The organism is Vreelandella sulfidaeris (assembly GCF_042429665.1).
Lineage (GTDB): Bacteria > Pseudomonadota > Gammaproteobacteria > Pseudomonadales > Halomonadaceae > Vreelandella.
Genome location: NZ_JBHMAC010000009.1, coordinates 1 through 23067, shown reverse-complemented (window position 1 = coordinate 23067; position 23067 = coordinate 1). Strand labels below are relative to the sequence as shown.

23 protein-coding genes and 1 pseudogene are annotated in these 23067 nt (G+C 51.7%); 10 read left to right on the top strand and 14 right to left on the bottom strand.

Annotated features, from left to right (window positions below; all coding sequences use genetic code 11):
* Positions 1 to 7 precede the first annotated feature (7 nt).
* Positions 8 to 880: a LysR family transcriptional regulator gene (locus ACFFLD_RS04190; protein ID WP_386037012.1), complete on the bottom strand. Its 873-nt coding sequence runs from the start codon at positions 878 to 880 to the stop codon at positions 8 to 10.
* Positions 881 to 968: 88 nt separating this feature from the next.
* On the opposite strand from ACFFLD_RS04190, the gene ACFFLD_RS04185 reads away from it, so the two are divergent.
* Positions 969 to 1721 carry an NAD(P)H-dependent oxidoreductase gene (locus ACFFLD_RS04185; RefSeq protein ID WP_386037009.1) on the top strand — a complete coding sequence of 251 codons (753 nt, stop codon included), beginning with the start codon at positions 969 to 971 and terminating at the stop codon, positions 1719 to 1721.
* A 96-nt stretch (positions 1722 to 1817) separates the two neighbouring features.
* Positions 1818 to 2273 (top strand): GNAT family N-acetyltransferase, encoded by a 456-nt coding sequence (locus ACFFLD_RS04180; protein ID WP_386037006.1) that lies wholly within the window; start codon positions 1818 to 1820, stop codon positions 2271 to 2273.
* A 39-nt stretch (positions 2274 to 2312) separates the two neighbouring features.
* Here ACFFLD_RS04180 and ACFFLD_RS04175 read toward each other — a convergent pair whose 3' ends face one another.
* Positions 2313 to 2681: a winged helix-turn-helix transcriptional regulator gene (locus tag ACFFLD_RS04175; protein WP_386037003.1), complete on the bottom strand. Its 369-nt coding sequence runs from the start codon at positions 2679 to 2681 to the stop codon at positions 2313 to 2315.
* A 150-nt stretch (positions 2682 to 2831) separates the two neighbouring features.
* On the opposite strand from ACFFLD_RS04175, the gene ACFFLD_RS04170 reads away from it, so the two are divergent.
* From ACFFLD_RS04170 to bluB, 3 genes are all read left to right on the top strand, one after another.
* Complete coding sequence (locus ACFFLD_RS04170; protein WP_386037000.1) at positions 2832 to 3443, top strand: NAD(P)-dependent oxidoreductase; 612 nt, start codon at positions 2832 to 2834, stop codon at positions 3441 to 3443.
* Positions 3444 to 3456: 13 nt separating this feature from the next.
* Positions 3457 to 3927: a nuclear transport factor 2 family protein gene (locus tag ACFFLD_RS04165; RefSeq protein ID WP_386036997.1), complete on the top strand. Its 471-nt coding sequence runs from the start codon at positions 3457 to 3459 to the stop codon at positions 3925 to 3927.
* Positions 3928 to 4153: 226 nt separating this feature from the next.
* Positions 4154 to 4828 (top strand): 5,6-dimethylbenzimidazole synthase, encoded by a 675-nt coding sequence (gene bluB, locus ACFFLD_RS04160; RefSeq protein ID WP_386036994.1) that lies wholly within the window; start codon positions 4154 to 4156, stop codon positions 4826 to 4828.
* A 70-nt stretch (positions 4829 to 4898) separates the two neighbouring features.
* Here bluB and ACFFLD_RS04155 read toward each other — a convergent pair whose 3' ends face one another.
* Positions 4899 to 6287, bottom strand: a complete 1389-nt coding sequence (locus ACFFLD_RS04155; RefSeq protein WP_386036991.1) for a sensor domain-containing diguanylate cyclase — start codon at positions 6285 to 6287, stop codon at positions 4899 to 4901.
* A gap of 266 nt (positions 6288 to 6553) precedes the next feature.
* On the opposite strand from ACFFLD_RS04155, the gene ACFFLD_RS04150 reads away from it, so the two are divergent.
* From ACFFLD_RS04150 to ACFFLD_RS04135, 4 genes are all read left to right on the top strand, one after another.
* Complete coding sequence (locus tag ACFFLD_RS04150) at positions 6554 to 7033, top strand: GNAT family N-acetyltransferase (RefSeq protein WP_386036988.1); 480 nt, start codon at positions 6554 to 6556, stop codon at positions 7031 to 7033.
* A 188-nt stretch (positions 7034 to 7221) separates the two neighbouring features.
* A complete protein-coding gene (locus ACFFLD_RS04145) occupies positions 7222 to 7449 on the top strand; it encodes a hypothetical protein (protein ID WP_386036985.1) in 228 nt (75 codons plus the stop codon).
* On the top strand, positions 7442 to 8935 hold the full coding sequence (locus ACFFLD_RS04140; protein ID WP_386036982.1) for a sodium:solute symporter family protein: 1494 nt from the start codon (positions 7442 to 7444) through the stop codon (positions 8933 to 8935). The genes ACFFLD_RS04145 and ACFFLD_RS04140 overlap by 8 nt, the downstream gene beginning before the upstream one ends.
* A gap of 76 nt (positions 8936 to 9011) precedes the next feature.
* Positions 9012 to 10319: a DUF2252 domain-containing protein gene (locus ACFFLD_RS04135; protein WP_386036979.1), complete on the top strand. Its 1308-nt coding sequence runs from the start codon at positions 9012 to 9014 to the stop codon at positions 10317 to 10319.
* Between the two features lie 27 nt (positions 10320 to 10346).
* Here the strand turns inward: ACFFLD_RS04135 and ACFFLD_RS04130 are convergent, their stop codons facing one another.
* The 3 genes from ACFFLD_RS04130 to ACFFLD_RS04120 form a co-directional block, all read right to left on the bottom strand.
* Positions 10347 to 12170, bottom strand: a complete 1824-nt coding sequence (locus tag ACFFLD_RS04130; RefSeq protein ID WP_386036976.1) for a GGDEF domain-containing protein — start codon at positions 12168 to 12170, stop codon at positions 10347 to 10349.
* A 203-nt stretch (positions 12171 to 12373) separates the two neighbouring features.
* Complete coding sequence (locus ACFFLD_RS04125) at positions 12374 to 13423, bottom strand: SPFH domain-containing protein (protein WP_386036973.1); 1050 nt, start codon at positions 13421 to 13423, stop codon at positions 12374 to 12376.
* A 2-nt stretch (positions 13424 to 13425) separates the two neighbouring features.
* Positions 13426 to 13920, bottom strand: coding sequence for a nodulation efficiency, NfeD-like protein (locus ACFFLD_RS04120; protein WP_386036970.1), 495 nt, complete (start codon positions 13918 to 13920; stop codon positions 13426 to 13428).
* A gap of 196 nt (positions 13921 to 14116) precedes the next feature.
* Between ACFFLD_RS04120 and ACFFLD_RS04115 the strand changes: the two genes are divergently transcribed.
* Positions 14117 to 14833 carry a trimeric intracellular cation channel family protein gene (locus ACFFLD_RS04115; RefSeq protein ID WP_386036967.1) on the top strand — a complete coding sequence of 239 codons (717 nt, stop codon included), beginning with the start codon at positions 14117 to 14119 and terminating at the stop codon, positions 14831 to 14833.
* Between the two features lie 138 nt (positions 14834 to 14971).
* Here the strand turns inward: ACFFLD_RS04115 and ACFFLD_RS04110 are convergent, their stop codons facing one another.
* From ACFFLD_RS04110 to ACFFLD_RS04075, 8 genes and pseudogenes are all read right to left on the bottom strand, one after another.
* A complete protein-coding gene (locus tag ACFFLD_RS04110; RefSeq protein WP_386036964.1) occupies positions 14972 to 16042 on the bottom strand; it encodes a hypothetical protein in 1071 nt (356 codons plus the stop codon).
* A gap of 193 nt (positions 16043 to 16235) precedes the next feature.
* Positions 16236 to 17306, bottom strand: a complete 1071-nt coding sequence (locus tag ACFFLD_RS04105; protein ID WP_386036961.1) for a hypothetical protein — start codon at positions 17304 to 17306, stop codon at positions 16236 to 16238.
* Complete coding sequence (locus ACFFLD_RS04100) at positions 17303 to 17662, bottom strand: hypothetical protein (RefSeq protein WP_386036958.1); 360 nt, start codon at positions 17660 to 17662, stop codon at positions 17303 to 17305. The genes ACFFLD_RS04105 and ACFFLD_RS04100 overlap by 4 nt, the downstream gene beginning before the upstream one ends.
* A gap of 113 nt (positions 17663 to 17775) precedes the next feature.
* Positions 17776 to 18816, bottom strand: a complete 1041-nt coding sequence (locus ACFFLD_RS04095) for a tetratricopeptide repeat protein (RefSeq protein ID WP_386036955.1) — start codon at positions 18814 to 18816, stop codon at positions 17776 to 17778.
* Positions 18806 to 21259 (bottom strand): hypothetical protein, encoded by a 2454-nt coding sequence (locus tag ACFFLD_RS04090; RefSeq protein ID WP_386036952.1) that lies wholly within the window; start codon positions 21257 to 21259, stop codon positions 18806 to 18808. Before ACFFLD_RS04090 ends, ACFFLD_RS04095 begins: the two co-directional genes overlap by 11 nt.
* Before the next feature lie 312 nt (positions 21260 to 21571).
* On the bottom strand, positions 21572 to 22030 hold the full coding sequence (locus ACFFLD_RS04085; RefSeq protein WP_386036949.1) for a hypothetical protein: 459 nt from the start codon (positions 22028 to 22030) through the stop codon (positions 21572 to 21574).
* Positions 22017 to 22850, bottom strand: a complete 834-nt coding sequence (locus ACFFLD_RS04080; protein WP_386036947.1) for a DUF4123 domain-containing protein — start codon at positions 22848 to 22850, stop codon at positions 22017 to 22019. Before ACFFLD_RS04080 ends, ACFFLD_RS04085 begins: the two co-directional genes overlap by 14 nt.
* Positions 22835 to 23067: pseudogene (locus ACFFLD_RS04075) on the bottom strand (type VI secretion system tip protein VgrG); the annotation flags it as partial. The gene ACFFLD_RS04080 and the pseudogene ACFFLD_RS04075, both read right to left, overlap by 16 nt.

Genomic DNA, 23067 nt, shown 5'->3' with positions numbered 1-23067 from the left:
TAAACCATTACTGTTGTTGAATGCCTTCTGTTACTGCGGCCAAAAACGCGCGCACTCGGGCGACACGGCGTAAATCCGGGTGTGTCAGCAGCCAAAGCTGCGTCGTGAGTTCTTCAATCGGTTGACTCAGCCTCACCAGCGTTTTATCGGCATCACCAAGATAGCAGGGCAGTACTGCAATTCCCGCCCCGTGGCGCACCGCTAACTGCATTCCCAGCATACTGTCCAGCCGGTAGGTGGCGTTTTTATCCATCATCCACTTTTCAAGCGCTGCGTCGCCCATGTGTACATCCGGGCCTATCCAGTTTTCCGTTAACAAGGAGGCGGGTGCCTGCGGCAGTATTGTGGTTTTCCAGCGTTCCTGTTGGCCATAAACCGCTAGAGAGATTTCGCCTATTTGGCGGCCCACCAGGGTTTCGGGCGGCTTAAGAGTTGGGCGAATCGCGATGTCTGCGTCTCTTCGCGATAAGCTTTGCAGCTGATTTGAAATGACCACTTCCAGCGTAATATTAGGATACTGCTGGCGAAACGTGGTGAAGACAGGACACAGTAACCCGGCGAAAAGCGTGTCGGTGGTGGTGACGCGAAGGTTACCCGACAGCTTCAAATCCTGCCCAATGATTCGACGCTCAGCACTGTGAATCTCTTTCTGCACTCGTTCGCCCGTGGCTGCCAAGTCCTCTCCGGCAAATGTTGGAGTATAGCCATGGCGGTGGCGTTCAAATAGGGCGACGTCCAGGCGCTTTTCAAGCGCATTTAAGCGACGAAATACGGTGGCGTGGCTGATGTTTAAGTGCCGACTGGCGCCGGACAACGACCCTGTTTGAGCAATGGCGAGAACAACCTGTAGGTCATCCCATTTAACGAGCTGTTCATTCATGCAAAGCTGGTTCTCAAATTTTTAGAATATTGGCGCAGATATGAACAGAGTAGCCTGTTGTTAAACACACCGACAGGCAAGGTTAAATATGAATGTATTGATAGTAGTGGCTCATCCAGAGCGAGCTTCGTTCAACGGTGGGCTGGTCGATATCGCGGTAAGCCAGCTGAAAAGTGCAGGGCATTCGGTCGAGCTAGATGACCTGTATGCCGAACGGTTCGACCCGGTGGAGCGCGGGGAGCACTACGTACAACGTAGCAACAAAGACTATTTTGCCCCGCTTGATGAGCAGCGCCACCACTACAATGAAAAGGCGCTACCCGCTGATATCCAGCGCGAACTGGCAAGGCTTGAGTGGGCAGACCTGGTGATCTTCCAGTTTCCGTTATGGTGGCACGCCCAGCCCGCCATACTAAAAGGGTGGCTCGACCGCGTCCTGGTCTATGGCGGCCGTTACTCCAGCCGCATGCGTTACGACCGTGGCTACTTTCGTGGCAAACGGGCCATGCTCTCAGTCACCGCTGGCTCTCCTGAAAAAACATTTCAGCCCTTTGGCCGTGCGGGGAATATGACCGCCTGGCTATGGCCGATGCATTCATCGCTTTACTATGTTGGCTTTGATGTTTTGGCTCCACAGGTAAGCTATGGCGTGCAGGGTGGCGGCATTGAGTATCAGAAAGAGGATGTGCTGCGCGAACACCTTGAAGCCTGCAAACAGCGCTGGGCTGCGCGTTTACTGCAATGCGAGCGCGAAAAGCCGATACCGTTTGCCGGATGGGAGGATTGGGATAGTGAAGGCTTGCTGGTTGAAACAAGCCCCTGGCGCTGGCGGCTAGGCTAAGCGCTTGTCCTTTTGGCGTCTTGATAAAGGCTCGGCTATTCAATCTTCTGTACACTTGGCGGTCTTAAAATAACGCCACAGGTAGGAGGTGCCGGTATGTCCTTGAATTTTCGCTGGTCGCGATTCGATGAGCTTAGCACGCGCGATTTCTATGAGATTGTCAAAGCGCGCGAATCGGTATTTGTGGTGGAACAGCAGTGTGCTTATCAGGAAGTGGACGCGCTGGACCCGCTCGCCTGGCATCTATTGGCCACCGAAGACGGACAGCTGGCCGCGTATATCCGCCTGGTGGGGCCCGGCGACAAATTCGCAGAGCCCTCGATCGGCCGGGTAATGACCCTTAAAGCCTATCGCGGCCGTCAGTATGGGCAGGCGCTGATGCGCGAAGCGATTCGTTTTACCGAACAGACCTATCCGGGCCTGGGCATCCAGATTGGTGCGCAGGTCTATCTAACTACCTTCTATGAGTCTTTTGGGTTTGCAGCTGTTAGTGCCCCCTATGATGAAGATGGCATACCCCATATTGATATGCGCAAACCCGCCGTCGTGTAGCCGTTTATATCGACTCATGAAGTTTGCTGGCTTGCCGGGTCAAGACTTTCGATAAAACGTACGCGCTTCACAAATTGCTCGATGGTGAGTATCTGCCCAGGCGACCAACTGCTGCATTGGCTCAAGAAACGAACGGCCAAGCGGCGTCAGTTGATACTCCACCCGAGGGGGAACCTCCGCATAAAGCGTTCGCTGAATAAACCCATCCTGCTCCAGGTGCTTCAGCGTTTTCGAGAGCATCTGCTTTGATATATCGCCAATCACCCGGCCAAGTTCATTAAAACGCAGTGTGCCAGGCTCCAAAGCTTCGAGTACCAGCAAGCTCCACTGGTCGCCAATCCTATCCAGTACATCGCGAATGGGGCAGGGTTGCTCGAATATGAAGTTGTCAGTAACTTTTTTTTCCATTGGCTTATGCCCTCTTTTCCACGTTAGTCACTTCATACTGACCTAGTCGGTGAAAAGTGACTTCTTGTGCGGCTGTTCAACAGTGAATTATGCTCCAATTACGGTCTTGATTGTAGACCTGGTGTGCTTAACAAACCAGAGGGTTTTACCATGGCTAACATCGCGCTTGTTGGCGCTTCCGGCAATGCCGGTGCGTGTATTCTGAAAGAACTTGCTGATCGCGGACATAAAGTCACTGCGATCGCTCGTCACCCGGAAAAGATTAGTGAATTACCAGGCAGTTGTGCTGTTAAGGGTGATGCCCACGACCCAGTGGCACTTGCAGAGGTGTTAAAAGGCCACGATGCCGTCATCAGCGCAGTGCCTTTCTCGACCAGCGATCCCGATAAGCTGATTGGTGCCGTCCAGCACGCTGGCGTGAAACGCTACCTAGTCGTGGGCGGTGCGGGTAGCTTGCTAGTAGCACCAGGAGAGCGTGTTATCGACCAGCCCGATTTCCCCGAAGAGTACAAGCCGGAAGCCTCTAAGGGAGGCGTATTTCTTGAGAAGTTGCAGCAGGCTAATGACCTGGAATGGTCGTTTCTATCGCCCTCTGCCGAGTTTGAACCTGGCGAGCGTACCGGTGTATTTCGTTTAGGCAAAGATGAGCTGCTGGTCAGTGACCAGGGAAGCCGTATTTCCTTCGAAGATTACGCGATTGCCTTGGTGGATGAGCTTGAGAAGCCTCAGCATATTCGTGAACGTTTTACCGTTGGTTATTAACAGGAGCCTACCCATGTTTAAGAAAACTATTTTATCAGTGTCAGCATTGCTACTCTCTGCCTCGCTCTCGAGTGGCGTCTTGGCCCAAGCCAACGAGCGCGATGTCGCGGCCGAAGAAGCCAATAGAGAACTGGTAGTGACCTTTTATGAGCGTTTTTTCAATGCGCATGAAACCGAAGAAGCGGCAGAGGTGATTGCTGAAGATTATATTCAGCACAACCCCGATGTGCCGGATGGCAAAGAACCGTTTGTCTCTTACTTTACCGGTTTCTATGCCGATAACCCGGAATCTCAAGCCCGTATCGTACGTAGCGCAGCGGATGGTGACTTGGTCTGGCTGCACGTTCACTCTACCAATGGTGAAGATGACGCTGGTGAAGCCGTGGTGGATATTTTCCGCGTTGAAGATGGCATGATTGTCGAGCACTGGGATGTCATTCAGGCCGTGCCGGCACCTTTCGCCAACAACAATACTATGTTTTAAACAACACCAGGTTTTAAACAACACCAGGTTTTAAATCGGCGCCATGCTTTTGTGACAAGAGGACGTTCTAAGACAACATGAAGTTCTGAGAAAGCACCCTGTGCTTAGAAAGCGATTGAGTTTTATCAATCGAGCCGATGTAGGATATGTTGATGTGTTTTGTCTGCCTGCCTGGACCTCCCAGGCGGGCGAATACATGCCCTCATGACAAGGCTTGGCCTGCATAATGACGACTGGTAATAACGCTTTTTCCGAGACAGAACGACGCGGCGTCTACCGCGCCATTCATGAGCGACGCGATGTGCGCTCGCAATTTCTTCCCGACCCGATTCCGTTGGATGTGCTTGAGCGTCTTCTTCAGGCGGCCCATCACGCTCCTTCAGTCGGGTTTATGCAGCCCTGGGACTTCATCGTCATTGAAAGCCGAGAGGTGAGGGCGTCGATCCTGGCATTGTTCGAGCAAGAAAACGATAAGGCCGCCGAGCGTTATACTGGCGAGCGTAAGAATCTTTATCGTGGACTCAAGCTTCAAGGCATTTTGGAAAGCCCTCTCAATCTCTGCATTACCTGTGATCGCCGTCGGGGCGGCCCCCACGTGCTGGGGCGCAACAGCATCATGGAGACCGACCTGTTCAGTACCTGCTTGGCGGTCCAAAATCTATGGTTAGCGGCTCGCGCTGAAGGCGTCGGGGTTGGCTGGGTAAGCATTCTTGATCAAGCGCAGCTAAGTAAAGCTCTGAACCTGCCGGAGCATGTTTATCCGGTTGCCTATCTCTGCCTGGGTTATGTGAGCGAGTTTCTGGGCCAGCCTGAGCTTGAAGCCAAAGGTTGGCGTGAACGGCTACCTTTGCACGAGCTGCTGCATGGTGATACCTGGGGGAGGCCACTGAACCCTAGTTGATAGGAAGACGTCTATATCGCGGCCTTGCTCTTTATGCCTAGCCCTTTATGCCTTGCTCTTTATGTATAGCTCATTTGCGTCTTGGGTTGCTGCGCTGGCTCTTATCTTTGTACATGCGCTCGTCTGCCAGCGCAAACACCTGCAGAGGAGGCGCCTCGCTGGAACTGGCGAATCCCAAGCTCAAATGAAGCGCTAGCTCTACGCGTTCATCAATAGCGGTGTCAATGGTGCAATGCTGGTCGGGCAGGTTTTCCCTGATCCGGTTAGCCATGCGCTTGGCTGCTGTCAGGTCGGCAGAGGGAAACAGAATGACGAACTCGTCGCCGCCGTAGCGCGCCAGGATGTCACTGTCTCTGCAGTGAAGTTGCAGATAATGGGCAACGCTCGAAATTAGTTGATCGCCTGCCACATGCCCATAATGGTCATTCACTTCTTTGAGCCTGTCGACATCCATCATCAGTACAGCGAAATCCAGGCTCGGCGTCTTCTCCTTGCCCTGAATACTCATTTGCAGGGCCGATTCAAAGAAGCCTCGGTTATACACACCGGTGAGCCCGTCACGCTCAGCGGTTTTTTTCAATTCCAGATGTAGCAATTTATTTTCGGTAGCGGCCGCCAGTTGGTCGGCAAATAGGGAAAGTATTTGCTCCAAGGCATCGTCTCGGTTGGGAGCTTTCATTATTAGCCAACCTTCATACAAAATGAGACGGCCCTCCATGGACATAACATATAGATTTTCGCCTTCATCTATGGGTGGCAACGTGTCTGGCTGATCCTTTTGTCCGTGAACGCTGGCAAATAGCTGCTTTATGCGTTGTTCATCTTTTAGCGTTAGCCCCGCAGTAGCTGCATAACGTGTCACTTCACAACGTTGCCGTTCTTGTAAAAAGATAGCAAAGCCGTAGTCGGGGAAATGAGCATTTAGATTACTTAAGGAGCCATCCAACAGGTGATCGATAGTGGTCGCGCGATTGGCCACTGTCCCAAGCTCAAGTAGAGCGTGAAAGACTCGGTTCTGAAACTTGATTTCGCCAATGCTACGGCCGATCTGGCGATTCTGACTGTACGTGACACGACCTATGGTTAAAAAATAGACGACTGCTCCTGCCCATTGGTAGATGTCTAAGGTGTTGCTGACATAGGGACGGAAATTGAAACCCGTTAGAGCGCTTCCAATGAAGGCGGCGGCAGTAAAAAGTACGGCTGAAACAAGCATCTTTCGTACACCGCCGACCACTAAATTGTTCATCAAGCAGGCAAGCCCAATGGTGATGGTGGCTAAAACGTAAAAATCCAGCACGCTGCACCAAAATCCAAATAGCAGGCTGTCGTAGAGGAGATTTCTGAATTCGGCACGCTTAGAGTTCTGGGCATTTGCCGCAAGTGCATAGGCGACTGCGGGCCATAGAAGCAGCAGCAACCCAGGCAGGATAAGTGTCCAGCCGCTGCCTTCTACCACGGCAATCCATACGGTTAACCCGAAGGTATGGCAAAAGGCAAAAATTCGCGGCGCAATGGTTGCCATTGCAAGACGATGTGTGCGTCTTAATGAAGGTTGCATTCGTGAGTCTTTATTCAAAGTTATTTAATTTACACTAGCACTTAAGAGGTTAAGAATCCTGTATTCAAATGACTTGCGGAGTGTGTATACATTATCAACGCTGGCCTGCCTTACCCTATATCGCTACTATATTTGCTTGTGCTAATAAAGATAGGGCCCTATTCATGCCAATCGGTATCACCCTCCAGCGGCTAAGAGCCGACGATCCTAATGCTGACGTAGTGGCAGGCTGGACATTCGCAGCCTGGGGAAATTTGTATCCAGGCAACACGCTGGCCCAGGCCATTAAGGATACCCGACACCAGTGTGGTGAAAGCGGCGTACCTTCTCTTTTTGTTGCGATTCATGGAGAAACCCCGGTAGGCACTGCCTGCCTGATTGCCAATGACATGAGCACGCGCCCGGCATTGACCCCCTGGCTTGCCTCGTTGTTTGTCGTGCCTGAATGGCGCGGCCAGGGTATTGCCTCTGCGCTGGTTCGACGAGTGGAGGCTGAGGCCCAGGCCTGCGGTCTAGAGCATTTCTACCTGTACACTCCTGACCAGCAGGCGCTCTATCAGCGATTAGGCTGGCAAGCGGTCGAGGATGTTGAGTATCGTGGCGAGCATGTGACGATCATGCGGCGCCAGCTAGTCAGTACATGAGCACCTGGTGAGTTAAGGCTACACAAAATAGCGGGCATGCAACGGCGTGCCCATGGCAGGTAGGCTTTATAGTCGATACTGGCCTGCCCGCTATACAAACTCATTGCGCTTCCTTGCGCTGGCGCCTTCTTTCACGTTCCTCTCTAACGTTCTGTAAAATGAAACAATAAAACGATTGGAGAATCTTTATGCATCGCTTTCTGGTACTGCCTACCACCCGGGCGGGGTGGGGGCTGATGATTGCTTTTGTGGCACTGGTGGCGATGGGAATCTGGCCGGTAATTGGTTGGGTCAACCGGGCGACCTTGGTCTTGGGCCTGCCGCTAATGGTGGTGTGGAGCTATCTAATTATTTTTGCCTGCGTCGTCGTGATGCTAATCGGCAACCGCATTGTGGAGCGCGACGACCATGAATAGTCCTTGGCCACTGATAATTACCTTGACCTATGTCGCCATCGCCATGTTGATAGGACTGCGCGCTAGACGACGGGGCACCAATATGAACAGCCTGGAGGAGTGGGGCGTGGCCGGACGTAGTATGGGCCCGGTGACGCTTTACCTGCTCATTGCCGCCGGTAGTGTCAGCGCCTATACCTTTATGGGCGCCCCGGGCTGGGCTTACTCAAAGGGTGTGGCAGTCTTTTATGTGGCCACTTATCTCGCTTACCTTGCGCTGATCGCCTGGTACTTTGGCCCCAAGGTTTGGCAGTTCGGCGCCGAATTTGGTCACGTTACCCAGGCAAGCGCGATAGCCGACCGCTACCAGAGTCCGGTGCTTGGTGGGCTAGCTGCCCTGGTAATGGCCATTGGCTCTATTGCCTATGCGGTGCTACAAACTATTGGCTCGGCGTATATTCTGTTTGTCATGAGCGGCGGTTTGATTCCGGTTTGGGTGGGCGTGGTGCTGGTGCTGGCCTGTATCGCTGTTTATCTGTATGCCAGCGGGCAACGGGCGATTGGCCGTACCAATGCGTTCCAGGGGGTGCTGATGCTGGTGGTTGCCTGGGCGGTAGGCCTGTGGGCGGTGCACAATGCCACCGGCGGGTTGAACTTTACGGGCGTGTTTGGGCGCATCCAGGCTGAGCATCCTGAGTTCTTGACCCTGCCTGGGGCAGGGGACGACATGAGCTACCGCTTCTGGACCACCTCAATCATCGTCTCGATGTTCTCGTTCATGCCGCCGGTATGGACCCAGTGGATGAGCGCTTCTTCGGCACGCACCATCCGCCGCAGCGCGACCTGGCTACCCACTTATTACGTGGTGATATTGCCCATGGTGATTGTCGGCTTTATCGGGATTTTTTCGCTGCCTGAGCTGGCCCGGGCCGATACCGTGGTACTCGAATACGCCATGCAGCAACTACCGGTGGTGCTGGTGGGGTTACTCGGCGCCGGTACACTGGCGGCCGCCATGTCTTCCAGCGAGCCGTTTATCCACTCCGTATCGCTGTCATTAAGCAAAGACGTGCTTCAACCGCTGCTTACGCTTTCAAACGCGACGACCGGCAAACTGGCGCGGCTGATGATTCTGCCCATCATGGCGTTGGTCATCGCCCCGTTAGCCATTGCCGAGCCGGGCAGCTTGGTGATGATTCTGTTGGTGGGGCTGGGATTTGCTTCACAAGTGCTGCCAGCGTTTATCGGTATGTTCTTCTGGCCCCGTGCATCACGGTTAGGCGTCATGGCAGGCATCGTGGCGGGCTTTCTGGTCACCGTTGCGTTTACCACGCTGTGGCCGCATCCGCTGGGGATCCATGCCGGTTTCTGGGGGCTAATGATCAACCTGCCGGTCTTTATAGCGGTGACGCTGATAACGCCTGCCACTCAGGCTGAGGTGGTTGAGCGCTTCTTTCGTATCGCGGCCCCGCGTGGCTTGACGCGTCTAGGCAAGCCGTTGTCTTAATCTTTTAATGTTTATCGTTTACGCTGGCTGAAGACAGTTTTCACGCATCAACACTTGTATCAACAAAGGCAACGCGATGAGCCATGCACTGACTGGACACAACCGCCCTCAGCAAGTGATTGAGGCTATTGATCAGGCTAATAAGGCGTTGGCCACGGCAACACGCCAAGCTAAGTACGCCAAGATGGCGGCATCTCCCTATCGGTTTTTCCGTGGCAGTAACCATCTTTACTGGCATGACGTTTGGCACGATTGGCGTTTTGCGCTTTTTGGTGGCTGGCCTGAAACCCAAACATGGCTACAAGGAGATGCGCACGTCTATAATTTTGGCGCCTATGGTCACCACGATGACCAAGTGCGCTATGGCATGGATGACTTTGATGATGCGTTGATTGGCGACTATCAATACGATGTGTGGCGCCTGGCCATTAGCGTCGTGTTGGATGGCCGCGAGAATGCTGAGCTGGATACCAAATCGATCAATAAAGCGTTGAAGGCGTTGATAGAGGGTTACTATAAAACGCATGTTGAAGATAAACCCATTCATGCTGTAACGCTCGACAGCGCCAGTGGTCCATTAAAGCCCTTCATGAATAAAGTGGCCGATAAGCAAAACCGCGCGCGTATGCTCGAAAAATGGACGGTTCTGGATGAGCATAAAGGCCGTCAGTTCGCCGAGCGGCCTGGCAAACTCGCCAACTTGCCAGCCGATGTGGCCAGCCAATTGCGTCGCTTAATTGAACAGGAGTACCAACAAACGCTTCAACACGCCATCAAAGAGAGCGATCCTCACCATTTTCGTGTCAAGGACACCGCACGACGCTTAGACGCAGGCACCGGTTCGTTGGGGACAGAGCGCTATTACGTATTGATCGAAGGCGGCGTTGAGCATGAGCATGATGACATCATTTTAGATGTCAAAGAGCAGGTAATGCCGGAAGCATTTCATCTAATGACCAAAGCACAGCAGCAGGCGTGGCGTAAGTTGTTTCCTAATGAAGGCATCCGTCATGCGGCGGCCTTCCATGCCATTGCCGAGCACCCTGATGCCTATCTCGGCTGGTTAACCATGAACGGCAAGGTATTTTCGGTTCGTGAACGCTCACCTTTTAAGAAAGACTTCCCTACGCATAAGCTATCGGGCGCTAAGTCGTATCGAAAGCTGGCCAAGCAGTGGGGAGAGATTCTTGCCCGCGAACACCTGCGCGGAGCGCAGTCGCTTAATCAGGGTGACCCAACGCGGTTTGCTAAAGCCGTTGGTCAGCGATTAAAAGGGCGTGAAGAGCAGTTTGTCGGTGTGATTGCTACCTTGGCGGTAGCGTATGCTGATTGTGTTGAGCAAGATTATGCCGTGTTCATCGATCACTTTCTGGCGACGACGTAAATGCTTCAAGGCGGTCAGTGATGATGGCTATTCCGGTTGCTCGTTGCCTAGGGTAAAACCCTGTGTTTCAACCGACTCAGCCCACATGGCGCAGCGGTTACGGCCGCTGCGTTTTGCGTTGTAAAGCGCTTCATCCGCAAGTTTAAGAAGTTGTTGCGGGTCATGAGTGTGGTCTGGATAGGAAGCCACGCCACAAGAGAGGGTGATTCTCCCCAGTGATTCGCCATGATAATAAAATGACTGCTGCGATACTGATGTTAGTAAAGCATTGGCGTAATTGTCAGCCACGGTTAGCGGAGTCGTTGATAACAGGACGACAAACTCTTCCCCTCCAACACGGCAGATCACGCCCAGGTCTCCAAAATGTTGTTTGAGCATTGAGGCGATGTCTACCAGCACCGCATCACCAGCAGCATGACCAAAGTGGTCGTTGACGTGTTTAAAATAATCGATATCCAGCATTAGCAGCGATAGTTCACTTTTACGCTGTTGGGCTTCATGACACGCTTGTTCGAATAGCAGGTTGAAATGGCGTCGGTTATTCAGACCGGTAAGGTAGTCTTCAAACGAGAGACCTTCTAGCTCTTGAACGAGGCGATCAAGTTCTGCTGTGCGTGCCGCTACTTGATACTCAAGCGTTTCGTTAGCGGTCGAGAGCGCTAGCTGTATACGGCGATAATGGCATAAAGAAATGGCGGCGTTAGCGAGCGTGAACGCCAGTATCCCGTAGCTAAGTGAGATGGGCCGCCACGAAATAAAGCCATGGGCGACAAGCATATCGGCAACCAAAAGTGGCGCGAAAAAGGCAAAACTCAACACCAATAAACGTTGCTCAAGCGTGAGCTTAGGAAAACGCAGCAGCGCGAGCACTACCATAATGGGAAGTGATACAGCCAGCAGGACATCGAACACCGGAAAAGTTATCGAGAGGCTAATCGCACCCATCTGTACCAAGCCAATGGCAAACACGAAATAGGCTAAATGTAGCTTCCAGAGGCGTGTTAGCCACCGCTTGGGAGCGCCTTCCAGCCAATGACTTAACAGTAATGCAAGGGCCACAGGAAGCATATAGTAGCTGCCTGCGCGCAGGGTATCCCAGGCCAGGGCTCCTTCGGCAATTAATTGACGCGCAGGCGTCTCTGCAATCAGCATCAGCCCCGAGGCGTAGGCAAATAGTGCGATCGCTCCAAAGCCGCGCCGTTCAGGCCCTATTACCATAAAAATGGTTGCCAATAGCGCTAAGACCAATACCAGCGCGCTGACGGCTAAATCCTGCGTCGATTCATGGATGACCTGCTTTAGTACATCAAGGCGCTCCATTATTTTTACTTCGCCCCAAAGGCCGATGCTGGTGTAGTAGGAGTAAAGGCGGAAGGTCAGTACTTGACCATTAGCATCTGACGGTAAATTGATAATGTGCCAGGGCCAGCCCGCAAACGCGCCCCGTCCCTGCTCATCAAATTCACCATACTGATAAATCAGTTGATCGTTTAGGTAGGCCTGGCCGATCAGATTAATGCTGGTGATGTAAAGTACAGGATCATTCCATTCCCCAGGAGGCAGCTTGGTTCTTAGCCAAAGATGCTCGTGGTCCCCTCGTCCTGGTGGATTGGAAGGCGACGTGACTGATTGCCAGCCGCTGACATCGCTACGTAGCCAAAGCGGCAGGCCATTCACATCAACGGGAGAGTCTCCCCAGCGATACTCCCAACTATTTAGCGGTTGTTGAGGCGGGGTATGGGCTTGTAGTGTCTCGGAATACATCAGTGTGGCAACGATCACCATTAGCACCATGTAATGGCACAGTGTGTAATCACGTAACCGCATAAGGAGAGGGCTAAATGCTGACAAGCGGTCCTTCCTCTGATGAAAGTATCAACCGATTAAGCCATTTGATTGACCCAGTATGGTGCAAAATACCGAGGGTTAGCCTAGTTTAACTAAAAAATGAAAGAGGTGATTAAGGGTTCTTCAACGCTTGGTCGCGCTTTAAAAACTAGATAAAAACGCTGGGCCACCAGGGCCCAGCGTGCATGAAGATACTGATGCAATGGTTAGTGACCGCTAGAGGCGCCACCGATTATCCCGCTGCGTAAATCGCCTTCATGGGTACGGTTCTTGAGATGGTTCGCTACGGCGTCGTCCGGCGATCCGGCCATTTCACGGAACATACCCATCGAGCCAAGTAGCGCTGAAGATTCATAGGGCACGAATACGCGCTCGCCATCTTTCGCCATATTGGGTAACACTTTGATATAGCTCTGACCGAGCAGATAACCCACCACCGTGCGTTTATTCTCTTCACTGTCGCCAATGGCGTTCAGAACCAGCTTGATAGATTCCTGCTCACCTTGAGCTCGCAGGATCGCTGACTCCTTGTCGCCCTGCGCATTGAGAATGGAAGATTCACGCTGGCCTTGGGCCATGGCAATGGCGGCCGATTTTTCGCCTTCTGCTTCTGTTACCGTGGCGCGTCGCTTCCGTTCAGCGGCCATCTGAAGGCGCATGGCGGTTTCCACCTCTTCAGGCATTGCAATATCCTGCACCTCAACCCGAGAAATCTTGACCCCCCATTTAGACGCAGGCTCTTCCATGGCGGATTGAATCTCGTTATTCACTTCCGCCCGCGATTCAAACAGCTTATCCAGTTCCATTTTGCCGACCACGGAGCGCAAGGTAGTCTTGGCCAACACTTCTACCGCTTGGCTCATGTTCGCGACCTCATACACAGCTCGCTTAGGGTCGATGATCTGGTAGTAGAGCGCGCCATTAATACGCACCGTGACGTTATCGGTGGTCACTACTGGCTGGCCGGGGAAATCCATGACGGTTTCGCGACGATCAATACGGGTTTCGTCAGAAGTGATCGCAGTGTACTCCTCGCCCATTTTGCGATAACGCAGCATGGTAATGGCGCGAGGCTGCTCTATAAACGGAATGATAATATTGATGCCACTTTCAAGAACCCGGTGAAAAGAGCCGAGACGCTCAACGACCATGACTTCGGATTGACGAATAATGATCAAGCCTTTGGAAATGATGATGACCGCAATAACGACGATAATAAGGCTGATTAACAAACCTGGGCTAATGGGTAAATCCATGGTTAAGGTTCCTTGCGGTGAGAGTTATCTTGTTCAGGCATGATATCGGCAGGCTGATGTAGCGTGACCAGGGCAGTGGTACCTTCAAAGCGTCTAAACACGACCGATGTTCCGCTGGGAAGCTCTGTTTTGCCACTTTCCAGTACCCTTATTCGGTAAAAATCGCCATTGATTTTAACCCCGGTGGCGTCATCAAAATCGCGGCGAAGTGTCGTGTAGTGGTTACCTTTCTCCACACCCGTGCCCGTGGTGCCGTAGGCCACGCCGCGAGGGGAGAAACGGGGTCGGATGATCATCACGCAGACAGGCACCAGAACGCCGGTAAAAACGCTCATGCTCAGCAATTGCCAAGGGAGTGTTAACCCCAGCATAGTGACGGTAGCGGTAAGCGCGGCCGCTATCCCCAAGGCAAGTAATACCATTGCACCGGAGGTTAACTCTGCCAAACTCAGCAGCAGAGCAAGTACCAACCAGCTATATGCCGGGCTCCAGTCCATAGCGCCTCCTTTTAAAAAGTTATCTTAACAGCGTACCTGAGAGGGAGGGTTAAGTCTTCTTAATTAGTGGTCGTATAAGCAATAATAATTAACTGCTTTAATGCTATCCTGCTTGCTTCAATAACCGTTGGACGGCTTTTAACTCTATTGATTTGAAAATTCAGTCTGCTAAACGATAGCTCACAAGGAGAAGCAGGTGTCGGGCGTAGTGTATTGGCTGGATATGACAGGTGTTATTGTGTTTGCGCTGTCTGGGGTGATGCTGGCGTGCCGCTCACGTATGGACCCGATAGGTATGCTGGTATTGGCCGCAGTAACCGGCATAGGTGGGGGTACCCTGCGTGATTTAATGCTGGGCATACGGCCGGTTTTTTGGGTAACCGATCCAACCTACTTGTGGGTAATTTTAGCGACGGTAAGCGTATCGCTGGTCGGGTTTCACTATATCCACCGCCTTTCGCGTGGTTTTTTGCCGGTGGCCGATGCTTTCGGACTGGCACTGTTTACCGTGATTGGCACCCATAAAGCGCTATTACTGGGAAACGGGGGGATGGTGGCGGTGTTGATGGGGATGATGACGGGGGTAGCAGGTGGCATGATTCGTGATGTGCTTGCCCAGCGGGTCCCCATGGTGCTGCGCGAGGAGATTTACGCCACGGCAGCCATGGCCGGGGGGATCGTTTATGTGGTGATGCAGGCAGTCGCGGCGCCGCTTATTCTGGCGATTGCGGCTTCCATCAGCGTGACGCTTGGTTTGCGGTTGGCAGCCATTCACTGGCACTTGGCGCTGCCGGTATTTGCCTGGGTCACGGTACCGCCTAAAACACATGACGATATGGCAGCTCCGCTGTCGACCCCAAAAAAAGCCAAAGAGCGCGTCAGGATGATTCGCCGCGAACGAAAACGACGCTAGAAGCGGGCAGGGCGGTTCGCTTCCCGCCAGCGGTCAAACCAGCGGCGTGGTTGAATTGCGCCCTCTTATGGCCCAAATTTCTCGGGAAAATAGGGGAGAGGAGGCTCCAAGTTAAGCCAATCATGCAACAGTAATCACTTATATCGTAGTTGCCGCATTTTTTGCTTGATAAGCCGCCATCTCGATCTTGCCAAGCTGAGGTGTGAGTTTGCAGCGCTGGCGATTCCAAGGGAAATCGACTTGGGCTTGGCGCTTTGCTGCCCCTTCATTTGCTTTCCATGTTTCTAGATCAAGGTCTCGCCAGTATCGAGGATCGCGCCCGGCTTGCCGGTCATGTTCAGCCGTGGTGGGGTCAAGGTGGCGAAAGGGCTCCAATCGCGGAACATCGGGTAATGGCTGGCTGACGTCCATATAGCGTTGCAGCATGTCCCACGTCGCGCGGACTTCATGCTGATGATCCACAATGGCACTGAGCGATGTCTGGTTGAACTGCTTACCCGTGTAGCGGTGCACGAACATCAGCCGGTAAAAGATACCGCCCCGTTGAACCACTCGCTCGACATAAGCATCAAATTCTACAAAGTGCGCAACGAGCGGTGGCTTTTTCTTGCCTTGGGCAAAGCTCATCATACCCGTTTGGCGGTTGAGTTCACTTTGGCGGTTTTCCATATAGCTATGGCCTTGCTTAGCCAGCAGCCCTTTCAAAGGTTTTGCAAGATAAGCGCCGCCTCGAACAAGACCGTTCATAACTGATTGACAAGTATAAGCCCCGATTATTCCAGCGGCTAAAACCCCTCCTCCTAAAATCACTAGTGCGACAAACATTCCAAGAAGACCATTATATTCAAAAATAGGGTTTAGAATCCTAGTAGCCAACCAGTAAGGAAGAGTTAAGAGTAAAAAGAAATATAACACTGGAAAGGCCATTAACAATATGGACAACCCTAACTGGCTCTTTATAAAGAGTATCCGTTGATGGGTCCACCACCAAGCATCTGATTCATAGAATTGCTTATCTTTTTGCTCCATATGCTGAACCAACTCTGCATCTGCACAGGCCTGCTGATAGGGATCGATATAAGCATAATCACCAAAAGGCAAAAGCTCTTCGCCTACGCGTCCTCTTTTCTTAGGCGCTTCCGGCAAGGGGGGGATTGTTTCGCTTTTATAAGCACCTGACGTATAGGTAGAGGAAGCAGCTTTATTCATACTTTAAATTCTCTGGTATACCAATACTGCGGATCCTGCTGATTACTGAAGTAGCGTATTAGAGCGCTAAAGGGGTTATCGACAGTAGAGTCAGCACGTTCGGGAAAAGAGCCATGATCTTCTTCGCTATACGCTTCATATTGATCCAGCATTGGCGTGGGCAGCACCATCTTCCCTAGTCCTCTCTAGTAACTTATGTCGCTGATGCAGCATTTTTTGCCTGATAAGCCGCCATCTCGATTTGGCCAAGTTGAGGCGTGAGCTTGCAACGCTGGCGATTCCAAGGGAAATTGACTTGGGCTTGGCGCTTTGCTGCCCCTTCATTTGCTTTCCATGTTTCTAGATCAAGGTCTCGCCAGTATCGAGGATCGCGCCCGGTTTGCCGGTCATATTCAGCAGTAGTGTGATCAAGGTGGCGAAAGGGCTCCAATCGCGGGATATCTGGTAATGGCTGGCTAACGTCCATATAGCGTTGCAGCATGTCCCACGTCGCGCGGACTTCATGCTGATGATCCACGATGGCACTGAGCGATGTCTGGTTGAACTGCTTACCCGTGTAGCGAAGCACGAACATCAGCCGGTAAAAGATACCGCCCCGTTGAACCACTCGCTCGACATAACCATCAAATTCGATGAAGGGAGCAATGAGTGGCGTCTTTTTCTTACCTTGGGCAAAGCTCACCATACCCGTTTGGCGGTTGAGTTCACTTTGGCGGTTTTCCATATAGCTATTGCCTTGCTTAGCCAACCACCTATTCAAAGGTTTTGCAAGATAAGCGCCGCCTCGAATAATGCCATTCATTACAGACTGGCAGGTGTAGGCACCTATGATTCCAGAAATCAAGACACCGCCACCAAAGATAATTAGCATCGAGATAAATCCTATTACTCCACCATGATCCAATAGGGGGCGCAGTAGGTTAAAGAATAACCATAAAAAAAAAGCTTGTAAAAAAACGAAATATAAAACGGGGAATGCCATTAATAATGCTGATAGCCCTAATTGGCTTTTGATAAAGCGTATTCTTAGATGATCCCACCACCAATCATCTAATTCATAAAATTGCTTATCTTTTTGCTCCATATGCTGAACCAGCTCCGCATCCGCACAGATCTGCAGATAGGGGTCGATATAGGCATAATCACCAAAAGGCAAAAGCTCTTCGCCTACGCGTTCTCTTTTCTTAGGTGCTTCCGGCAACGGGGGGATTGTTTCGCTTTTATAGACACCTGACGTATAGGCAGAGGAAACAGTTTTATTCATACTTGAAACTCCTCTGTATACCAGTACTGCGGCTCCTGATCCTTGCCGAAGTAACGTATGAGGGCTTCAAAAGGATTAGCGACGGTAAGACTATTGCGCTCGGGAAACACCCCATGATCTTCTTCGCTATACGCTTCATATTGATCCAGCATTGGCGTAGGCAGCACCATTTCACTTAACTCCCATTTAACAAGTGCCTGCGGATACCACTCCATCGCCTCCGTGGTCATGCCCAACATATGCTGACGCCGCTCTGACTCTCCCATGTAATACATGGCTTCTACATCGCCAGCTTCAGCGGCTTGACGCAAATAAGGCATGGCGTCTGTAGAATGTCCAATATTGTAAAGACGCATTCCTTCATCTTTAGCGGCCTGAATATTTGCTGGCAGTGCCCAGCTATTGATCGAATATAAGATTAGGGTAAATAAGGAGTATGCCCAACAGCTTGCTTTTGACATGCTTAAACTTAATACCCAAGTCGAGGTGGAAACTTTGATAGTGGGGGCTTTTTACTCAACCATTCTTCTGCAAGCTCTTCTCCTTCGAGCCGTTCATTTTTTGTTAATAAATCGTGTCTCAGATTTAGACTTCTTCTAGAAGCAGTACTATCTAACTCTTGATTAATAGCGTAATAAATTGCCCAGCCTTTTATACGATCCTGTATAATGTTCTCACAAGTGGGGTCTTCACTGGGGTCTATGTAGCAGCTAGCTAAACGCATTCTTCCATTCAGATGACCTTGTTCAGAAGCCGCTATATACCATCCCATCGCCTCTGGATATGCTTCTCTCTTTCTCATTAATCCACCCAGGCTATTCATTGCAGGCACGTAATCTTGTTCCGCCGCTTGGCGAAGCCACCTTTCAGCAGCTGCCAGCCTTCGATTATTGGTAAAGTACCAGCCTCTGCCCTCCATAATTTGGTTACCCAACAGAGTTTGGGCTTCGGGAAGACCTGCTTCGGCGGCACTTTTTAGCCATTTGCTGGCTCGATTTGGAATGCCCAACACATGATAAAACCACGTCAATCGGGAAGAATGGAAACTGGAATAGATGTGGTACATCGCAAGCATTGCTTCGGGGTCACCGTCTTCGGCTTTGGGTAAGGTGGCATCCAGCGCCGCCTCTCTCCAACCTTCATTATCTTCTGGGCATCGATCACCCGCTATACAGGCCCCGCCTCTAAATAGATGAAGCATCGAATAGGGATCGCCTTGCTCAGCGGCTTTGAGATACCATTCCATTGCCTCCGTGGTCATGCCCAACATATTCTGGCGCCGCTCTGACTCTCCCATGTAATACATGGCTTCTACATCGCCAGCTTCAGCGGCTTGACGTAAATAATGCATGGCATCTGTTGAATGTCCAATATTATAAAGACGCATACCCTCATCTTTAGTGGCTTGAACATCCGCTGGTAACGCCCAAGTATTGAATGATAAAATCATCAACGTAACCAACACAATTTTATTGTATAACATATATTTAAATATCCATTTAATTTTCACGATAGCGTATCCGAGTTCCACGCCTTGTTGAATAAGCCTCACGATACTCGTCAATATCGGTACCTAATCGGCTAGAGATCGCAAAGTAACTTTGCTTTGCGTCATTTACTCCATTCTCGCCCTTGCCATCTCTTTGCATAAACGCATCTAACGCTTCGCGATTATGGCAGTAGGCTTCGACCCAAGAGGATTGACTACTGAAGTGGCCTGATTGGGTCATGCGCGCTACCGATCGTTCAAAAAGGTGTTTCGCGGCGTCACGATCAAAGTGGTCATCAGATGTATAGCCCTCCTCCAGCCACTCGAGGCAGTTGGCGATGGCAATTTGCTGTATATCAATCGCCTGTTTGTGTTCATCGGTTAAGCCATAACCCAACCATCCAGGCGAAGTTATCAGTGTATTCAGCAGAGGGCCTAATGCCTCAGGGGGAAGATGTTGCACCCATGAAGAAAGCTCAGAAGCTATCTCAGGGTTACCAGTTGCATCTGAAGCGATCAATCCGGCCCTATCACTCTGAGTCATCAGTTCATAAAGACGGCGAATGCCGTCAACACCCTGAACAGCCAGCAAGCCCACATCCAGAAGCGTGGTAGTTGCCAAGTAAGCGAGATTACTGAACCCTTCGAAGGCATCCTCGTCTACCCAGTCGACAAAGGCGTAATCGTTGTCACGCAAAGCTTGGCTTAACATCATCATCCAGAGGTTGAGCTGCTTGGGGTCCAATTCGATAGCAATTTGCCCTCCAGCACCGACACCCGCGACCAGTTTGGCACGGCAGTAAGCGACGAACTTGCCCTGATGAATGCCGAGACGCATGCCAAGCTCACCGCCAATACCGCCGTTAGCTTCCAGGCCCAGTACCGCTTTCCCTAAAGAGCGCCAACTTTCCAGACTGTTTTGCTGGGCACTGAGCGACAGCCAATCCTGATCGGCCAGTTGAGGCAACTGGCGGGTAAGGTCCATCGGAGGCTTCCAGCGCAGAGAACAGGAGGTTTGCATGCCGAGCGAAGCACCGGCGAACGCCTTGAGCTTCGCGCCCTCTGCCTCGCGCTCAGCCCACTCGGTACCTGTAATCTTGACACCCTTGTGATCGAAACTGAGCCCCGTTTGTGAGATAAGTGCAAGTGAAGCGCCAGCAAATCCTTTAGCCACGGCAGATATCTGCAATGAATAGCAGCCTAGATCACGCCGCTCCCCTTCATTTTCGCTTAATAGTGCGTAAAAAGGTTGTGCGCTGGCTTCCTCGGGCAAATGCAGAGTCCCCAAGCTGATCTCGCCTCGCGCCAGATTGAACTTACCTTTAATGGAAAGCTGCTGATTAACACCACCACTTACTTGGGCTCCTAGGTCACCAGGATTATTATTGACGCTACCCGATGCATCGACCTTGGATGAAGTATCTACTTCTTCCAGCTCAAACACTTTTAAAGTGGTATTGCGGTCAATCAACGTGACGGGCTCTTCAAAATGAATGCCCAACGCTTCGTTTAATTCGGTATGTGGCATTCCCACCAAACGTAACATCTGCGCTTGTGCACTGGCATCGAACAAGCGCAGCTTTTCTCGACTGGGACCAGTAAAGATGATTCTCTCTAAAGTATCTTTCCAGCGCTCTTTGGCATCGTCATCTTCTAGTGATTCAACGGTATGACCTTGCGATGCGATGGTTGAAAAAAGCTGATCCGGCAGGAAAAAGCCCAGCGGCTCTTCAAACCAATCGGCTTGCCGCTCTAGCCGTTCGCAACCTCGCCTCCCAAGCCAACTCGTTAACGCCGTTTCGTTGGCTTCCCATAATGTGGCGGGTAGTACGCCATCCTGCTCTAGGCGCTGTTCTAACCGCGTACGCTCTTCATCAGGCATTTCACGCATCAAGTGCCGCAAACTGACATGGCTCAAGGAGCGCGCGCCTAAAGGAGAACTAAACTCTCTAAGAGGGAAGTCGTTACGTACTAATACATCAATGGACTGACGCTGATATCCAAGCGCATGGCGCTGATCATCTATATCCGCGTTCCAAAAAAGCACCCTCTGTGGATACATTTGCGCTACCTGAGACTCGGCGAGTTCGTAAAGCGCATCCAGTTCGTCAGTCAGCTCTTGAAAGTCTTCCCGCTCTTGACTGAACAAGTGAAGGGGTAACTGCGCATTTCGGGCCGTTGCGGTCGCCCACTCAGATAATTTGTCTTCAACCTCATTGAAGAGATCAGCAGCTTCTTTTAATTTCATGTTGTAATAATCAAACGCATTCAGGCCCGGAGTCAGGCGCCCTTGCATACGCTTGGTGGTTGCATTGGCAAGAGCCCATTCGGGTGTCGCAACACCCAATGTGGCTAGCTTTAGAATACTCATTTGATATGCCGAAACCTCGGCACTTAACTGCTCGGCTTCTTGCTGAAAGTAATCGCCAAGTACATCACAACGTGAAGAATCCACTGGCGACATGGACTCACAATCCTCAAGAAAAGCCTGATACTCCGTCAACGCTTCCCGAACCGGTTTCAACTCCCCAGGATCCGATATAGAAATCACCTCACGAATAACTTGCTGACGGCATTGACGGTAAGTGTCTAACGCCTTCTCGATTTCCTCTTCCCAAGGGCCAAAGTAACGCCCTCCATCCAGTACGTAACCAGCCTCTTTAGCTTTTTCGGTACCTGTTTGGTAAAGCGCGTGTAGCTCAGATATGAGATGAGATTCCTCAGGGCGTGTGAGTCGGTCCCAGGCATACGAACCCGAGACAATGAGAGGGGAGAGTCAAAGAAACCCATTTTCAAGTAATGGTCGATATTCGCTGACTCGCCGGCCTGCATCGACCTCTTCGTCCTCGCTGCGATCTGCATTCAGTAGCTCAGCCAAACGCTCTAACTTTTGTTTTGCGCTTTGCCGTTCGCCATTATCCAGAAAGTTCTCTGGACGCGCCGGTAGAAAGCACTCGACAAGACCGGCGTCTTCTGCCAAATGACGAAGACGTTGCTCGGGGTCGTCTGTTGAAACCCAATCAGACAGCTCCTCCGATGCTTCATGTAAAGCGTCTGCCACGTCTTGCGTCAACAGCCAGAAATCCCCGGTACCGGTCAGGTAAATAATATCGGCCCAACACTTATCCTCGCAGACCATGCCTGAAGGCGATTCAACAGCGCCTTGGTAGGTTTCTGGTTCGATAGAGCCTAATACGAGTGGGGAGTTAGAACTACCTTGGCTATTGGCCGTCATGCAATTTCTCCACTGCTTTAATGCGCTGGATGCCTACTAGTTCTGACTCACTTAGTAGCTGTTCAACTCGCTGCCAGGCTGCTTCATCGGCTTGCTGAATAATGGGTAAGAGCCTAATCAAGTATCTGCCTTTAGTAATACCGGTATTGACACATACACTCAGACGTTCCACCCATTGATAAGGTAGCGTCGTAAGACCTTCACTTGAATGCTCACTCAGCCACCATGCCTGCTGGCTTTCTTTCAAAGCCACTTCCATCTCGGTGGTCAACTGCCATTCATCGAGTACGGCAGGAGTCGCGGCAAGTGGCTGCCAAACAAGCCATTGGCCTTGTGGCGTGGGCGTTGCTACCAGTTGAAACAGGCTCAACCAGTAGCTGTAAGCGTTGAAGGCGACGCTGGCAAGCAGTGCCATACACACGGCGGGCTGCTGTAGATTGATGAGCGACTTTCCGCCGTGCGGGTCATCTAACACAAACAGAGTACGCAAATGGTTGGCGATGCTTTGCAGGGTTTGGTCTGAAGAGGGAAGACACATCCACCCCAAGCGCTTTTGGCAGAGCGCTTCAGCGTAATGCCAAGCCTCGCTTCCTTGGTCGATTTCCACTAGCCACGGGCTTGCTTCTATAAGTGGTGAGGGCGAGGTTCCTGCAAATAGCGTCAAAAAATCCTGTTTGCCTGACAGCCCCAATAATGGCCTGCACTGCTCAGGCGAACGGCGTTGATCAAGCACTACAAAACCGCGCTTATCGGTTGTTAAGGCTGAGAGGCTATCAACGGCCTTAGAGCGTTCGGCGAGTTGGTTTAACCAGCCAGACATGGGCAGTCCTCACGGGTGCACTGGGTGTCATTGATCTTGCCGCACAGCGGCATGATGGCCGCCTCGCTTAGCTGGTAGTCCTTGAGCTTGGGCAGCGAGGTTGGCGGTATAGCCTCACTTACCTCCGCCACCGCATGCCCCGGCAGCAGTGGCCCTTCGGCGGCCTGGCCGGTGCCGTTGCCGGGGCTGCCGCCGGCGTTCACCTTGACGTTGGGGC

Coding starts and splice junctions, on each gene's coding strand:
- ACFFLD_RS04190 (WP_386037012.1), bottom strand. CDS start 880: ATGAATGAACAGCTCGTTAAATGGGATGACCTACAGGTTGTTCTCGCC.
- ACFFLD_RS04185 (WP_386037009.1), top strand. CDS start 969: ATGAATGTATTGATAGTAGTGGCTCATCCAGAGCGAGCTTCGTTCAAC.
- ACFFLD_RS04180 (WP_386037006.1), top strand. CDS start 1,818: ATGTCCTTGAATTTTCGCTGGTCGCGATTCGATGAGCTTAGCACGCGC.
- ACFFLD_RS04175 (WP_386037003.1), bottom strand. CDS start 2,681: ATGGAAAAAAAAGTTACTGACAACTTCATATTCGAGCAACCCTGCCCC.
- ACFFLD_RS04170 (WP_386037000.1), top strand. CDS start 2,832: ATGGCTAACATCGCGCTTGTTGGCGCTTCCGGCAATGCCGGTGCGTGT.
- ACFFLD_RS04165 (WP_386036997.1), top strand. CDS start 3,457: ATGTTTAAGAAAACTATTTTATCAGTGTCAGCATTGCTACTCTCTGCC.
- bluB (WP_386036994.1), top strand. CDS start 4,154: ATGACGACTGGTAATAACGCTTTTTCCGAGACAGAACGACGCGGCGTC.
- ACFFLD_RS04150 (WP_386036988.1), top strand. CDS start 6,554: ATGCCAATCGGTATCACCCTCCAGCGGCTAAGAGCCGACGATCCTAAT.
- ACFFLD_RS04145 (WP_386036985.1), top strand. CDS start 7,222: ATGCATCGCTTTCTGGTACTGCCTACCACCCGGGCGGGGTGGGGGCTG.
- ACFFLD_RS04140 (WP_386036982.1), top strand. CDS start 7,442: ATGAATAGTCCTTGGCCACTGATAATTACCTTGACCTATGTCGCCATC.
- ACFFLD_RS04135 (WP_386036979.1), top strand. CDS start 9,012: ATGAGCCATGCACTGACTGGACACAACCGCCCTCAGCAAGTGATTGAG.
- ACFFLD_RS04125 (WP_386036973.1), bottom strand. CDS start 13,423: ATGGATTTACCCATTAGCCCAGGTTTGTTAATCAGCCTTATTATCGTC.
- ACFFLD_RS04120 (WP_386036970.1), bottom strand. CDS start 13,920: ATGGACTGGAGCCCGGCATATAGCTGGTTGGTACTTGCTCTGCTGCTG.
- ACFFLD_RS04110 (WP_386036964.1), bottom strand. CDS start 16,042: ATGAATAAAGCTGCTTCCTCTACCTATACGTCAGGTGCTTATAAAAGC.
- ACFFLD_RS04105 (WP_386036961.1), bottom strand. CDS start 17,306: ATGAATAAAACTGTTTCCTCTGCCTATACGTCAGGTGTCTATAAAAGC.
- ACFFLD_RS04100 (WP_386036958.1), bottom strand. CDS start 17,662: ATGCGTCTTTACAATATTGGACATTCTACAGACGCCATGCCTTATTTG.
- ACFFLD_RS04090 (WP_386036952.1), bottom strand. CDS start 21,259: ATGTCGCCAGTGGATTCTTCACGTTGTGATGTACTTGGCGATTACTTT.
- ACFFLD_RS04085 (WP_386036949.1), bottom strand. CDS start 22,030: ATGACGGCCAATAGCCAAGGTAGTTCTAACTCCCCACTCGTATTAGGC.
- ACFFLD_RS04080 (WP_386036947.1), bottom strand. CDS start 22,850: ATGTCTGGCTGGTTAAACCAACTCGCCGAACGCTCTAAGGCCGTTGAT.